This window comes from Rhodothermus profundi (assembly GCF_900142415.1).
Taxonomy (GTDB): domain Bacteria; phylum Bacteroidota; class Rhodothermia; order Rhodothermales; family Rhodothermaceae; genus Rhodothermus; species Rhodothermus profundi.
On sequence record NZ_FRAU01000003.1, the window covers coordinates 324,008 to 337,491 of the forward strand.

Consider the following 13,484-nt stretch of genomic DNA (forward strand, 5'->3'; position numbering starts at 1 on the left):
CAGCCTCCTGCCTATGAAGTAACTCATCGAAAAACTGGCATAGAAAATAGGGACAAACGGCTGAAGTGTACCTTTAGGCTACAATTTACAATAACACTCAAGAGCGCCCCCCTTCCTCGTCGAGTCGAAAAAGAATCACCCGGTGGTCTACGTTCCACACTGAATGAGGTCCAAGACGGGCATGGGAAGAAGGCCACTCCACGTGGCCACATACCACATGAAGGCCATGGGGATACTGCTGAAGCACTTCCGCAATCATTGCATCCCCTAGCCATAATGGTTTTACTTCTGGACAAGGATGCAGGAGCAGCACATGAGGCCTCTTGGATAGAATCTTCTCTAGCACTTTCCGAAAAGTTGGAGCATCTCGGTTACGGGGATTGCGATCCTTCCGCCCCACAACTCCGGAAATACCACCGATTTTCAGTCCCTTTAACTCCAAAACCTCGCCATCCAAGAGCCAAGTACCTGTAGGGGGTTCATCCAAAAGGTCGTGGTTTCCTGTTATCCCCACCACATACGGGAAATGGTGGGCAAAAGCCTCCCACACTCGTCGTACATCGCAGGTGGCTCCCCACTCCAGCACACCACAGAGGTCTCCAGCCAACAGCACCAGCGTTTGAGACACCGAAATTTCCCGCGATTCCAGCCATCGAGTTAGGTAAATGGGCAGCACTACTCCCATGGGCTCTAGTAGTACCCCTAGATCTCGCACAACCGACTCCAGCACTTCTCGGGATGGGTCAAACAGCCCTTCGGTTTCTATAATTCCAGTACGTGGGTCCAAGATAACTGCCCCTTGAAGGTCTGAAACCGCTACCACCGCCTGAAAGGCTTTAGGGAGATCAGATATCGTTATTTCCTCCATTTCTAATCGATGCAGAGAAACCTTGCCATCACGCTGGGGAGCAAGATAGGCGAACAGCGACCCAAATTCACGCATGATTTGCTTCTTGATGAGTCCCTTTAAGAAGCAGCAGCGCTACCAAACAATGTCATTAAAAGTTCCTTAACGAAGGCTTTATAGATATAAGCAGACCTCTGACTACTAACCTAGACGATAGCATGAATTCTCAAAACAATCAAATGTGCACGTCTTTCTTTCGAAAGCATGCTTATGGGAAATCGTCGTTCCTAAAGAGTCAGAGAAGCTGCAACGTGGGCTGTCTCACTTGTCAAGCAGTGTTGCTCGCTGCATCGCTCACATGCTCCCGGGGTATTGCTAAGTACAGGTTTGCGTTGACTTTGAGTCGCTGGTGCAGTTTCCTGCTGGTGCAGGACCATTAGATAAGGCTAGCGGTTTTAAATAAGTTTCACTACAGCTCCGCCAAGCTGACGGAGCTTCAGCTGCAAGTTCTATCTGATTCAGCCAGACGGCATTGGTTGGCAGCCAATAGACCTGGATGGTCAGCGGCCACCGATGGGCTTTCACCTGCCTTCACGACCATTCCTCCAACTGTTTGGGAGCGGGCGTGGTGCTGCGGTACAGGATCAGAGCTACCCTGCTCCTCTGAGATACTCACTTCCAGCAGGAAGCCATAGAAATTCACGAATCGCCTTTACTGAGCGGCAGGAGCTTTCCCCATAGCGTCGTCGCGCCAGGGGCATTTCTTTTCTTATAGCAAACTGCAAGTCAGCGCCGTGGCTTGGACTCGTACCCCAGGGAAAAAACGCCAGGGTACGCCTCGGCTAAAGCAGGTCTTCAATACTGCAAGGATCAAGGAATTTTGGAGTTATGCGAAAGAGTGGCACATGAAGGATCGCAGGTCAACGACAGCGTGATTGCCGTGATATTTGACGAAGCCGGGGCTTCGGTACACCACTGGAAGGACAATTTATTTGAAAAGCTGCTGGAAAAGCTGAAAGATAAAGCTGAAAGATAAAATCAATTGAGAGAATCACCTCAGGTATATATCCTTACTTATCCTTAGCATTGTGAAGAAACTTCCGCAATACAGCTGTATAATAATAAACCCCCAAATATCAATAACTTATTCAAAAATTGCGGAGGGGGAGGGATTCGAACCCTCGGTGCCCGCAATGGGCACAACGGTTTTCGAGACCGCCCCGTTCGACCGCTCCGGCACCCCTCCGGCGCTCGTAAACGATCCAGCCCGGCCGCGGGTTCTCTCGAAATCTCGTTAAAACGCCCTCTGTCTACCAGCCTGACAGCGTTTTTTTTATACCTTCCCTTCCGAAGTGGCCGCTTCATGTAAGGGTATCCTGTCAAACAAAACAACAGCGTCGCGCCATGCGTAAGCTTTTCAACTCCAAAATCAGCATGGCTACACTGGTCATGCTGATCCTGACGCTTGTCCCGGCGGCCCCCGTCCTTGCCGACACCTGCGATGCCGCGTTAGCTTATTGCAAGGAGGAATGCCGCGAAATGTATCCGGGCGATAATGATCTCGATAGCGTCCAACGCAGTGGATGCTATAGCGGCTGTTTTATCGCCTGGAGTGCCTGCAAATTGGGAATCTTCTTCGAGTAAAAAAGAAGAAAAGTCTATAGATCGTGCAGAGAGGGGGAATCTACATTGCATCCCCTTCTCTGCTCTTTTTTGTGCGCTTATTTTTTTGAAAACAAATAACATAGAACATCGGTAATGAGCTTAAAAATAAAGCTTCGAATATCCTTCTTTACCATTTGCTGGTTTTATCTTGTCGGCTGTACTTCCGAGGACGCAATCCCAACGTACGTCGTAGAAACTTCGGATTTTCTGCCTCGTCTACTGGAGCCGATCGACTCGATGCGGCTGCCGGTCTCTTTTACACCCTCCGGTCTGGCCGTCGATACCCGGGGGCACCTCTACCTCGGCGATCGTCTCAGCCGCTCCATTTACCGATGGGATTCCCGCGGCGTGCTGATCGATACGATCGGGGGACCAGGAGGCGGCCCCGGAGAGTTTTCTGAAGGACCGCAGGGCCTGGCAATCTACAGGGATTCCTTACTGGCCGCTGTTGATTTTAAGACAGGAAGACTCCTCTACTTTCAGCTAAATCCCACTTTGCGCTTTTTACGTCAGCTTACCTTTCCGTCGGCTTTGCTGCAGACGGCCTGGCTCTCTGCCCGGCGCTTGCTTGTCAGCGCGGTGCCCATGCCTGGTGAATCCGGCGTGTTCTCCATAACCTTCTCCGGAGAAGACGTGCGGCGTCGCCACGTCAACCTGCCGCCTGCGACCAATCCAATCTACGGCATGCGCAAGGTCGCGGCCAGCAACGGTCGGGCAGTTGTGGCCGACCTGTTCACCAACCGGATGACGGTGCTCGACGCGCAGGGGCAGCCGCTCTGGCAGCTTATCCTCACCGACCTACCGGAGCAGGCTCCCGGCGAAGAAACCAAGGAAGACCCGCTGTATGGCTCCATCACACTACCCGACGCGGCGCTGATCGCCAGCGTCGCGCTCCAGGATTCCAGCCTGTACATACTGATTGGCTGGCCTGACTCCCTTGCCGGCCAACAGGTATGGCATTTGCATCTTGATGGCCGGGTGATAGAGCGGCTGGAATTGCCCGTTGCGGCTAAAAGCATTGAGGTCTACCACGATCGGCTCTATGCCCTTTCTACTGATCCCCTGATCCTTTATCTGTATGCGCTGTAGGCCATGCCCGTTATCGAAGCCCGTGCGCTGACCAAAGTGTACCGAACGGGGCTGCTACGCAAAAAACGTCGCGCCCTAGATACTCTGAACCTCAAGGTCGAAGCCGGGGAAATTTTTGCCCTGGTCGGTCCCAACGGGGCCGGAAAGACGACGTTCGTCAAACTGGCGCTGGGCCTGCTGTTTCCCACCTCGGGCGAGGTGCTGCTCAACGGTCGTCCGCCGACGGTGCCGGAGACGCGGGCCTCGGTCGGTTTTCTGCCCGAGCGTTTCTCGGTGCCCGGCTACCTGAAGGCCGAGCAGGTGCTCCGCTTTTTCGGCGAGCTCAGCGGTCTGCGCGGCCGCAGGCTGCAACAGCGCATCGATGCGGTGCTGGAGTGGGTCGATCTGCGCGCGGAACGCCGCACGCCGGTGAAAGCATTCTCGCGGGGCATGCTGCAGCGGCTGGGACTGGCGCAGGCGCTCCTGCATGACCCGGACCTGCTCATTCTGGACGAGCCCACTGGCGGTCTGGACCCTATCGCCCGCCACGGGTTTCGCGCTCTGATCCGACGCCTTAACGAAGCGGGCAAGACGATCTTTCTAAACACGCACCTGATCGACGAAGTAGCCCGCATGGCCCATCGGGTGGGCATCCTGAACAAAGGACGCCTGATTCAGGTGGGTTCGGTCGCCACACTCCTCCAGGATGCAGACGACCTGGAGACAGTTATCGTTCGCCTGCTGCATCGCCATGCAGACATTCTGTAGCCTGCTGCGCTGGATCGGCTATCTGCCCCTGGTGCGCCTGCTGCTTTTAATAGAGGCCGGGCTGCTAACTGCCCTGGTAGCAGGCGTTCTGTCTCCTCCGGCATGGCTGAGGTACGTCGGCCAGTCCATGTATTACGGCACGCTGGTAGGCGGCCCCGTCCTGGCAGCCAGTCTGCTAACGGCAGAACGACGTCTGCTGGTGCTGAGCCGTCCGCTGTCACGATTCGCTTTTGTGGGCAGCCTGTTGCTGGCCGGAAGCCTGGGATGGATGCTCGTGGCCCTCCTGCTGCTCGCCCTGGTGGCGCTCTGGCATGGCATGACAGGCGCCGCGCTTTCCCTGCCGGACGTAGGCGTGGTGCTCGGCATACATACGCTCACTGCGCTGGCACTGCTGCCATGGACGCTACTGTTCTGGCTAATCTGGCAGGATACTATGGCCACCATTGTCAGCATTTTCATCATGAACTTTGTGCAGAGTAGCGTAGTGACCCGGCAGTTGCCCGATGCGCTGGTCCTCCTGCTCCGCTACCTGACGCCCCCTTTCGACACGCTGGCCTACCTGGCCAGAAACTGGCCGGTCCCTGTGCCCGGCGAACTGGTGGTTCAATGGCTCAGCGCCACGCTTCTGGCTCTATTACTCATTAGCTGGACCGTCCGTAACCTGGAGAGTTGAACCATGCAGGCAATCCTCTGGCTGTTTGCCCGCTCGTTTCTGCGCCAGTGGATTCTCTGGTTTTTCGTTGGACTGGCCGTATTGCTAACCGTTCTGACCCACCAGGGTCGTCTGCTACCCAGTGCCCGCTTGATCACCACCGGCCTGTCTTTTGTGCTTTTCATATCGCTCACGCTGATTCAGAGCTTCAGTGCCTGGCTGCGTCCCTCCTGGCTGACGCTGGTGCTGGTGCGTCCCCGCCCCCGCTGGCAGCTCTTCCTGACGCTTCTGGGAGCCGCTGCCCTGGCCGTGGGGCTCGTCGGCCTGACGCTCTGGGCGCCCGGAGGTCCCTCCCTGCCAATTGCCCTGCTTCTTACCACCAGCTTTGGCTTTGCCCTGGCGGCCTGGCTGCTAATGGGGCTGCTGCTCCTGCCCTCTCCCCTCCTGCTCGCGCTCCTGGCCATCCTGTACACGTTTACACACTCCTGGCTCAGCGTTTATGCCATACAGGGCGACCTGACGAGCCAGCTCCTGGATACGCTGCTTCCCTCCGCCATGCGGCTGTTTCTTCAGATGCAACGGGTGGTACCCTGGGAGACAACCCTCCGGTTCTGCCTGGAAGAACTGGGGACCGGCCTGCTCATCGCGTTGCTGATCGGGCTGCTCATGCGCCACCGCGACATTGCTCACCTTGCGGAGGAGCCCGAAGCCCTGGGCTAACCGCTCGTGATTTTTTATTCAGACCTCGAATTTTCCAGCGATACTGCCGTATTTTGAGGATCAGAGGTTTGTCGATCAGCGTGCGGGCACCGTGAAGCAGAGTCGCTTCAAGATCTTTTCGGACCCGGTGCACGGCTTCATCTCCGTGCCCAAAAACCTGCTGCTCGACCTGATCGAGACGCCTGAAGTACAACGGTTGCGGCGCATCCGGCAGCTCGGGCTGGGCCATCTGGTGTTTCCGGGCGCCGAACACACGCGCTTCAATCATGCGCTGGGTGCCATGGCGCTCATGCAGGAGGCCCTGGCCAACCTTTCAGAAAAAGGAACGCCCATCTCTGAAGAAGAACATCTGGCGGCCTGTGCGGCGGCGCTGCTCCATGACATCGGCCACGGCCCCTTCTCGCACACGCTTGAGCACCAGCTCATCGAGGGATTTCACCACGAGCAGATGAGCCGCCAGCTTCTGGTGCGGCTGAACAGACGCTTCGGCGGCGCGCTGGATCTGACCATGCAGATCTTTGACGATGCCTACGCGCGCCCCTTCTTTCACCAACTGGTCTCCAGCCAGCTCGACATGGACCGGCTCGACTATCTGCGCCGCGACTCCTTCTACACCGGCGTCGTCGAAGGCAAAGTGGGAGTGCAACGCATTATCAAAACGCTTCGCGTTCATCCCCTGGAAGGCGGCCCGGACAGCCGCATCGTGATCGAATCGAAAGGCATCTATGCCGTGGAAAACTTTCTGATCGCGCGGCGACTCATGTACTGGCAGGTTTATCTGCACAAGACGGTGCTGGCCGCCGATGCCTTACTGCGCGCCATCATTCGCCGCGCCCGCACCCTGATCCAGGCCGGCAACGACGATGCAGCCACTCGCTGCGCTCCAGCACTTCGGTTCTTTCTGGCGCATCCGCTTCGCGCTCCCGAGGCGCTGACGCGCGATGAGGTGATCGAGACGTTCTGCCAGTTGGACGACGTGGACGTACTCTTTAGCCTGAAACAGTGGAGCCAGGCGCGCGATCCAGTGCTATCTGACCTGAGCCGCCGGTTCATTCACCGTCGCTTCTTCCGCACCACCTTTCTAACGGCGCCTCCTACTGACGCCCAGCTAACGGCATGGCGTGACCAAGTCGCCCACTGGCTGGTACGTGAGGGCATCGTTCCGACCTCTCTGGCCGACGAGGCCGCCGCCTATTACCTGACGGTCGATGCCTCAGCGCACACCGCTTACGAGACGGATGCGGACCCTATCCCGGTCATCGACCGCAACGATCAGGTTCGGGAACTCTCGCGCACCACCGAAGCAGCCGCCATCGACGCCCTGGCCCGTTACGTGGTCAAACCTTATCTCTGCCTGCCTAAAGAGGTCTCGGTCGAAGTTGCCGCCTTGTCCTCCTGACGCAGCGTCTTCTGTGATCCTTTATCCTGTGGACGGAGCCGTATCCACATCTGGTGTCCGGGCCGCCGCGGCACCGGAACGGGCTGTTCCATGCGACGCGCGTGTTCCATAACCCAGGCGTACAGGGGGCGTCCCCGGGCGTAAGCGTTGAGCGTTTCGGTGTCGGCCAGGTGCTTGTCGGCATGCGCCGCCAGAGTTTCCACCGAGAAGGGTCCACGTGTTTCCCGCAGCTCGGCCGTACCAATCAGCTTCCCCCCACTGACGATGCCAATCCGTCCGCGCACACGGGTGGGATGCTTGCGAATCTCCCAGGTCTTTTTCCCCTCCACGAGCAGGCTGGCGTAGGGTTCTTTAATGAACAGGCCGAGCTCCGGCAGCTCATCGGCCCGGAAAAGCGTCCCGTACCCCACCAGATAGATAGCATCAGGTTCGAGCACCTGCAACAATTCGGGACGATGCGTGACCAGTACCAGCGTAATGCCGTAGCGACGCGCCAGTTCAGCCAGCTTGCGTCCTACGCGGGCAGCCGTACGTGGATCAAGGTGGGCGGCAAACTCGTCGATGAGCAGCAGATTGGGCCGGTGCGCCAGTGCCCATGCCAGTTGCACCCGCGCCTTCTGGCCGGTAGACAGTTCGGCATACGGTGCGCGAAAAAGCACAGCATCCGCCAGACCCGCTACGTTCAGCACCTCGATGGCCAGCGCCGCATCGCCAGTGATCTGGTAAAGCGCCTCCAGCACTGGCTGCCTGCCCAGCGCTGGTTCGACTTCCCCTGGAATAAGCGCCTGCAGCCGCACGTTGCCGGGCATCTGAATTTCCCCTTCGTCGGTGCGATACAGGGGCTCTGTGCGTCCGGTGGCCGCTCCGATCAGCAGGCGCAGCAGGGTCGTTTTACCGCTGCCAGATGCTCCCACCACCACGTTGACGGTGCCTGGCTCCAGACGGAGGTTGACGCGTCGAAAGACATAGGTCTCAAGATCGCGGGCTTCGACGCCAAACGCTTCGAGCGCCGCGCGCACCGGTGCTGCCAGTCCCTCAAGGTTCAGTTGGCTTCGGTAGATTTTGGTTACCTGGTGCAACACGATGGGACCGTTGAGCGGCTCGACCGGGGTGAAGCGGGCTTGGTAGAGGCGACCGCCATGCGCGCGGGCCAGCCGGTCTGCTTGCAGAAAATGCGTAATCGCTTGGCGGGCTGTTTCATCAAGCGGCAGGTAAAGCGCAGGACGCCCCGATCCGGTCTCAAACAGAAAGAAGAACCCGGCTTTTTCCAGGAAAGGATGAAATCGGGCCATCTGGGCCACAGTCTCAATGGCCCGCTTGGGCAGACGCATGTCGGGAATCCAGCGCGTGCGAACCCAGTCGACCATGCAGCGAATCGCCTGCACGCCCAATCCGTCCGCCCGATAGTCGGGATGGACGACAACGCGTGCCAGTCGCGCTACCGGAGAACGGGTGCGCGCCAGCTCCTTCCCCTGCTCCTCCCACCAGGCTTCAGGAGGTACGTCTGGGTCTGGTTGAAATGGATGATCAAACCAGTCTGGCGGAAAGATGCGGCGGCGAATGTCCTGATCGAGTGACCCATCGGGACGACGGCGATGCAGCAGCGGAAGCGGAGGATCGATGCGCACATACCCCACCACTTCCGGCTCGTAGGGCTGTCGGTCGAGCAGTTCCAGCACCAGAAAACGCGAGGCGCGCGTTGCGTCTTTTAGATCGTAGAAACGCATGGGGCCGTGGCCGGCCGGACAGTCGGGGCGTGCGTTGGCCATGCGGTAGATACCGCATTGTTCACAATACCAGTGCGCCAGCACCCGTGCCCGCGAGGCATAGTGATATTGCTCCAGTTCAACAATCGCGGCGTAGTCCCGCTCGTAACGGGCTTCGCGGGCGCGGAGCCGGTAGCGATAGAGGACGCGGTCCGAGAAAAGGGAGCGACGTTCCAGCGTATAGACCTTCTCAAAAAGGGGCCAGACGACCACACGGGCGGTGCGCAGCCGGTACGCATCAAATCCGGGCTGCGCCTTTTCCGTGGACAGGTGCACGCGCTGCCCAACACGCAACCACTGGGCGACCGTGCCGGTCATCGGAAGGCGGAACGTGTCGCCCACATCGCTCTTTACCTCTACAAAGGCCAGGTAGCGGTAGGTAGGTCGCGCCAGCTCTATGCTTGCAATCCGGCCTCGCATCGGATCGTTTGTAGCAGTTCCTGGTTGCAAAGCTCGCTTTCGTAACGTTTTTTATGCACGGCGTTCCGACCCAGCCCGCAAGATTGCGTTCTTGTAACAGCCTATGATCACAGCCTTTGCCTTGAATCCATCCCACACGCAGCATTACGAGCCGGGCCACGTCGAGCGGCCAGAACGACTTGAAGCCATCCGAGCACGCCTCTCGGCCTCTCCGTACTGGAACCGCTTGCAGCACCTCCAGCCGCTGCCGGTCGACTGGGACCTTGTTCATCAGGTGCATCGGCGCACCTATCTGGAGCGCCTGCAACAGGCATTGCGCCGGGCGCCCACCCGGCTGGACCCCGACACCTATGTGCAGCCCGACAGCCTGCAGGTTGCCTTAGAAGCGGTAGGTGCCCTGCTGGCCGTCACCAAGGCGGTGCTGGAGGGCCAGGCGGACAATGGTTTCGCGGCCGTTCGTCCCCCGGGCCATCACGCCACGCCCGAACGGGCGATGGGCTTCTGCCTGCTCTCCAATGTGGCGCTTGCCGTCCGCTGGGCCCAACAAACCTTTGGCGTCGAACGTGTTGCTATTGTGGACTTCGACGTGCATCACGGCAATGGAACCCAGGCAGTGTTCTATGAAGACCCCCACGTACTTTTTCTGAGTGTGCACCAGTTTCCGCATTATCCCGGCACCGGACGCATGGAAGAAATTGGAACCGGACGTGGACGAGGCGCCACCGTCAATGTACCGCTGCCGGCCTACACCGGCGACGATGGATACCTGGAAGTTTTCCGGCGACTGCTGGGACCGGTCGTGCGCCGCTTTCGACCAGAGGTCCTCTTTGTATCGGCCGGGTACGACGCCCACTGGCGCGATCCCCTGAGCGCCATGCAGCTCAGCGTGTCGGGCTACGCGGACCTGGTCTATGAGCTCATGGAGTGGGCTGATGCCTGCTGCGACAACCGCCTGGTCATGACCCTGGAAGGGGGCTACGATACGGAGGCGCTAGCTGCCAGCGTAGCGGCCACCGTGGCTCGGTTGCTGGATCCAACGGCGCCGGTCGAAGACCCTATTGGTCCATCCCCGCATGAAACCGTCGACGTACGTGATCTGCTGTACGAACTCCGTCTGTTGCACAGAGTAACCTGAACCATGCGTACGATCATTGAACCGTTCCGCATCAAGGTGGTCGAGCCGCTACGTATGACCACACGCGAAGAGCGCCAGCGGCTCGTCCGCGAAGCGCATTACAACCTGTTCAACCTGCACGCCGACGATGTGCTGATCGATCTGCTGACCGATTCAGGCACCTCGGCAATGAGCAGCGCGCAGTGGGCCGCCATCATGCGCGGCGACGAAAGCTACGCAGGCTCCCCGTCGTACTACCGTTTCGAGGAAGCCGTACGTGCCCTGATGCCCTTCCGCCACATCATTCCCACGCACCAGGGCCGGGCAGCCGAAAAAATTCTATTCACGATTGTCGGCGGGCCGGGCCGCATCATCCCCAGCAATACCCATTTCGACACGACGCGCGCCAACATTGAGGCCACCGGTGCGGAAGCAGTCGATCTGGTCATTCCAGAAGGCCGGGATCCCGAAAGTCGCCACCCCTTCAAGGGCAATATTGATCTGGACCGGCTTGAGGCGCTGCTGCGCACCCGACGCGAGCAGGTGCCCCTCGTGATGTTGACCATTACCAACAATGCGGGCGGCGGCCAGCCGGTATCTATGGAGAACATCCGGGCCACCTATGCCCTCTGCCAGAAGTACGGGGTTCCGTTGTTTTTCGATGCCTGTCGCTTTGCCGAAAATGCCTATTTCATCAAGCTGCGCGAATCCGGCTATGCGGATCGCAGCGTCCGCGAGATCGTGCGCGAAATGTTCTCCTACGCGGACGGCATGACCATGAGCGCCAAGAAAGATGCTTTTGCCAACATCGGCGGCTGGCTGGCGCTCAACGACGATACGTGGGCCCGCGAAGCCCGCAATCTGCTGATCTTGACCGAGGGCTTCCCGACCTACGGCGGATTGGCCGGACGCGATCTGGAGGCGATCGCGGTGGGCCTGGAAGAAGTGATTCAGGAAGATTATCTGCAATACCGGTTTGCCTCGGTGCAGTATCTGGGACGGGCTCTGGAACAGATGGGGGTTCCGCTCATGCAGCCTGTGGGAGGCCATGCTGTGTTCGTGAACGCTGGCAAGCTGCTGCCCCATATCCCTCCCCTGCAGTATCCGGGTCAGTCGCTGGCGGTGGCCCTCTATGAGATCGGCGGCATTCGAAGCTGCGAGATTGGCTCGGTCATGTTCGGGCGGCGCCCGGACGGAAGCGAGCAGCCGGCTCCCCTGGAGCTGGTGCGGCTGGCCATTCCCCGCCGCGTGTACACGCAAAGCCACTTCGACTACATCATCGAGTGTTTCGAACAATTGCTCCAGGAAAAGGACCGGCTGCCTGGCTACCGGATCGTCTGGGAGCCGCCACGCCTGCGGCACTTTACGGCGCGTTTTGCGCCAATGGGCTGAAGCGGCTCAGGGTAGCTGCTGGATGTAAACGGGCGCGCCCGTTTGGGTGGCGATCTGCGCGGCCTGCTCCACGAGCTGCGCCCCATCACGTCCCTGCAATACTTGTGTCCAATCTGCCGGTGCAGCGCAGGCGACAAAGACCTCCATCGGAGAATAAATTCCACCGGTCAGCATAGTTACCACTATATTCATGAACGACAGACGCGTCTCGACACGCGCAATGCCATTCGGGCAGACCTCGGACACGTCAATCCAGTCCGGAATAACCAGACCGTTCACAAAACCAGACACCCATTTTTTGTGGTAGACGACATCGGATTCCGGCTGGCCGGTAATGATGCGCGTATGATAGCAGCCACTCAGGACCAGAAAAATCGCAAGCAGCGGCCAGAAAGCGTAAAATCGTACAGGTTCACGCATGGCTGGTTGCAGTTTGGTGAGCGGAAAAAGGAAAGACATCCGGAGTCCATCAAAATCCACACCTCAGGTACCTTTGCTCGGATTTTCCTGTAAACCAGCCTACCCCTGCATACAACTGCGTAGCATTAACGGCCACCTGCCCGGAAATGCTACCGGCACCCAGATGATTGGCGGTCTATGTTTCCGCGCGCTATTATCTGACTCAGGGATCATTGCAAACATCGGCGATGAAATTGGCCCCGCCTCTCTGGAGTGGAGAAGCGCCTATCGACAATTCGGGCAACATAGCCACACATTTGATACCCGCTAACCGTTGATGCAGCCCCTGGCGGTCAACACCGCAGATATGTCCCCTATGTTCAGCCGCTTTGGTTTTAGATTCTTCCTGGGATAAGCGCGACAAATGATCGGGCAACCCTCTATATTCACACAATTTTAAATATTGTATACTTGCTCCAAAAAAAGATTTATACGGTTCCGGCAGCACCTTTCCCACACCAACCTGTCCACGTCATGAAGGGAATAGCTCGTGTTCGCTACGGACGCCCTGTCGTTGCGATCGGGCTTTTCGCGTTGCTGATCGGCCTGTCGGGCTGCGAAGGCTGGACGCCGGCCCCAAGCGAAGAACCCTCCTTGGACCCGTCGCGTTTTCGCCGAGCGCTGGTCGAAGAGCAGGAACGCCTGACGCGCTTTATGGTGCGCTATGTGCGGCGCCAGGAAGCGTTTCGGGCGGGCAAGCGGCTGGCACCGTCAGGCGGTGAGTCGGTTGCTGGAGGCGGCGCTGGCAGCTTATGAGCGGACGCATGGGGTGACGGGTGTGCTGACGGGGTATCGTCGGGCGCAGTTGGTGTTGGCGCAGGCTCGCTCGGGGGATCGTCAGACGGCCTGGTGGGACAGTCTGGGGTTGGATGCGGAGCAGCAGGTGTGGATGGAGCGATTGTGGGAGGTGTTTCGGACGTCGCATACGGTGGCGGAGTTGGACGAGCGGCTGGGTCGGTATGAGGCGGCGGTGGTGGCGGCGTTGGGGGCGGAGCGTTCGGAGGTGTTGCTGTGGAGTTCGGGGGTGTTGTATAGTGTTGCGGTGTTGGTGTTTGGTCGGGAGGAGTGGGTGGAGGCGTTCTGGTCGGTGGTTCGGGAGTTGTTGGAGAAGTCAGGTAGTGGTGGGATGGCGCGTTGGGGTATTCTGGGTGGTAGGGGATGGATTCGGCTGGCGCAGCAGGGCCTGTGTGAGCCGGTCACGATGCCTCAATTTG

Annotated in this window: 14 protein-coding genes and 1 tRNA gene; 11 read left to right on the top strand and 4 right to left on the bottom strand. The window is 58.8% G+C overall.

What is annotated here, in order from left to right:
- Positions 1-97: 97 nt before the first annotated feature.
- Positions 98-943 carry a metallophosphoesterase family protein gene (locus BUA15_RS06470; protein WP_072715152.1) on the bottom strand — a complete coding sequence of 282 codons (846 nt, stop codon included), beginning with the start codon at positions 941-943 and terminating at the stop codon, positions 98-100.
- 703 nt (positions 944-1,646) lie between these two features.
- On the opposite strand from BUA15_RS06470, the gene BUA15_RS13600 reads away from it, so the two are divergent.
- On the top strand, positions 1,647-1,883 hold the full coding sequence (locus tag BUA15_RS13600) for a hypothetical protein (RefSeq protein WP_143149579.1): 237 nt from the start codon (positions 1,647-1,649) through the stop codon (positions 1,881-1,883).
- A gap of 122 nt (positions 1,884-2,005) precedes the next feature.
- On the opposite strand, the gene BUA15_RS06475 is transcribed toward BUA15_RS13600, so the two are convergent.
- A tRNA-Ser gene (locus BUA15_RS06475) sits at positions 2,006-2,093 on the bottom strand.
- A 158-nt stretch (positions 2,094-2,251) separates the two neighbouring features.
- Between BUA15_RS06475 and BUA15_RS06480 the strand changes: the two genes are divergently transcribed.
- The 6 genes from BUA15_RS06480 to BUA15_RS06505 all read left to right on the top strand — a co-directional run bounded on the left by BUA15_RS06480 (position 2,252) and on the right by BUA15_RS06505 (position 7,119).
- Entirely contained in the window at positions 2,252-2,491 is a 240-nt protein-coding gene (locus BUA15_RS06480) for a hypothetical protein (RefSeq protein WP_072715153.1), read from the top strand.
- Positions 2,492-2,749: 258 nt separating this feature from the next.
- Positions 2,750-3,601: an NHL repeat-containing protein gene (locus tag BUA15_RS06485; protein WP_072715154.1), complete on the top strand. Its 852-nt coding sequence runs from the start codon at positions 2,750-2,752 to the stop codon at positions 3,599-3,601.
- A 3-nt stretch (positions 3,602-3,604) separates the two neighbouring features.
- Positions 3,605-4,348 carry an ABC transporter ATP-binding protein gene (locus tag BUA15_RS06490; protein WP_072715155.1) on the top strand — a complete coding sequence of 248 codons (744 nt, stop codon included), beginning with the start codon at positions 3,605-3,607 and terminating at the stop codon, positions 4,346-4,348.
- A complete protein-coding gene (locus BUA15_RS06495) occupies positions 4,332-5,021 on the top strand; it encodes a hypothetical protein (protein ID WP_072715156.1) in 690 nt (229 codons plus the stop codon). The genes BUA15_RS06490 and BUA15_RS06495 overlap by 17 nt, the downstream gene beginning before the upstream one ends.
- A 3-nt stretch (positions 5,022-5,024) precedes the next feature.
- Positions 5,025-5,720, top strand: a complete 696-nt coding sequence (locus tag BUA15_RS06500; protein ID WP_072715157.1) for a hypothetical protein — start codon at positions 5,025-5,027, stop codon at positions 5,718-5,720.
- A 91-nt stretch (positions 5,721-5,811) separates the two neighbouring features.
- Positions 5,812-7,119: an HD domain-containing protein gene (locus tag BUA15_RS06505; protein WP_072715158.1), complete on the top strand. Its 1,308-nt coding sequence runs from the start codon at positions 5,812-5,814 to the stop codon at positions 7,117-7,119.
- Here BUA15_RS06505 and BUA15_RS14010 read toward each other — a convergent pair.
- Positions 7,065-9,305: an ATP-binding cassette domain-containing protein gene (locus BUA15_RS14010; RefSeq protein ID WP_072715159.1), complete on the bottom strand. Its 2,241-nt coding sequence runs from the start codon at positions 9,303-9,305 to the stop codon at positions 7,065-7,067. The two genes, BUA15_RS06505 and BUA15_RS14010, sit on opposite strands and share 55 nt — an antisense overlap.
- 103 nt (positions 9,306-9,408) lie before the next feature.
- Here BUA15_RS14010 and BUA15_RS06515 point away from each other — a divergent pair, with 103 nt between their 5' ends.
- Together BUA15_RS06515 and BUA15_RS06520 are read left to right on the top strand one after the other, a co-directional pair.
- The gene (locus BUA15_RS06515; RefSeq protein ID WP_072715160.1) at positions 9,409-10,440 is read left to right on the top strand and encodes a histone deacetylase family protein; all 1,032 of its coding nucleotides are present in this window, start codon (positions 9,409-9,411) and stop codon (positions 10,438-10,440) included.
- Positions 10,441-10,443: 3 nt separating this feature from the next.
- The gene (locus BUA15_RS06520) at positions 10,444-11,811 is read left to right on the top strand and encodes a tryptophanase (protein ID WP_072715161.1); all 1,368 of its coding nucleotides are present in this window, start codon (positions 10,444-10,446) and stop codon (positions 11,809-11,811) included.
- A 6-nt stretch (positions 11,812-11,817) separates the two neighbouring features.
- On the opposite strand, the gene BUA15_RS06525 is transcribed toward BUA15_RS06520, so the two are convergent.
- Entirely contained in the window at positions 11,818-12,231 is a 414-nt protein-coding gene (locus tag BUA15_RS06525; RefSeq protein ID WP_178139391.1) for a Bor/Iss family lipoprotein, read from the bottom strand.
- Positions 12,232-12,744: 513 nt separating this feature from the next.
- On the opposite strand from BUA15_RS06525, the gene BUA15_RS06530 reads away from it, so the two are divergent.
- Entirely contained in the window at positions 12,745-13,026 is a 282-nt protein-coding gene (locus tag BUA15_RS06530) for a hypothetical protein (protein ID WP_072715163.1), read from the top strand.
- Positions 12,989-13,484: hypothetical protein (locus tag BUA15_RS06535; protein ID WP_143149580.1), on the top strand; the 496-nt coding region annotated here is incomplete at its 3' end. The genes BUA15_RS06530 and BUA15_RS06535, both read left to right, overlap by 38 nt.

Bases quoted from the DNA above. Each gene is read 5' to 3' on its own strand.
- BUA15_RS06480 (WP_072715153.1), top strand. From the start codon at position 2,252: ATGCGTAAGCTTTTCAACTCCAAAATCAGCATGGCTACACTGGTCATG.
- BUA15_RS06500 (WP_072715157.1), top strand. From the start codon at position 5,025: ATGCAGGCAATCCTCTGGCTGTTTGCCCGCTCGTTTCTGCGCCAGTGG.
- BUA15_RS06520 (WP_072715161.1), top strand. From the start codon at position 10,444: ATGCGTACGATCATTGAACCGTTCCGCATCAAGGTGGTCGAGCCGCTA.
- BUA15_RS06525 (WP_178139391.1), bottom strand. From the start codon at position 12,231: ATGCGTGAACCTGTACGATTTTACGCTTTCTGGCCGCTGCTTGCGATT.
- BUA15_RS06490 (WP_072715155.1), top strand. From the start codon at position 3,605: ATGCCCGTTATCGAAGCCCGTGCGCTGACCAAAGTGTACCGAACGGGG.
- BUA15_RS06515 (WP_072715160.1), top strand. From the start codon at position 9,409: ATGATCACAGCCTTTGCCTTGAATCCATCCCACACGCAGCATTACGAG.
- BUA15_RS14010 (WP_072715159.1), bottom strand. From the start codon at position 9,305: ATGCGAGGCCGGATTGCAAGCATAGAGCTGGCGCGACCTACCTACCGC.
- BUA15_RS06470 (WP_072715152.1), bottom strand. From the start codon at position 943: ATGCGTGAATTTGGGTCGCTGTTCGCCTATCTTGCTCCCCAGCGTGAT.
- BUA15_RS06495 (WP_072715156.1), top strand. From the start codon at position 4,332: ATGCAGACATTCTGTAGCCTGCTGCGCTGGATCGGCTATCTGCCCCTG.
- BUA15_RS06530 (WP_072715163.1), top strand. From the start codon at position 12,745: ATGAAGGGAATAGCTCGTGTTCGCTACGGACGCCCTGTCGTTGCGATC.
- BUA15_RS06485 (WP_072715154.1), top strand. From the start codon at position 2,750: ATGCGGCTGCCGGTCTCTTTTACACCCTCCGGTCTGGCCGTCGATACC.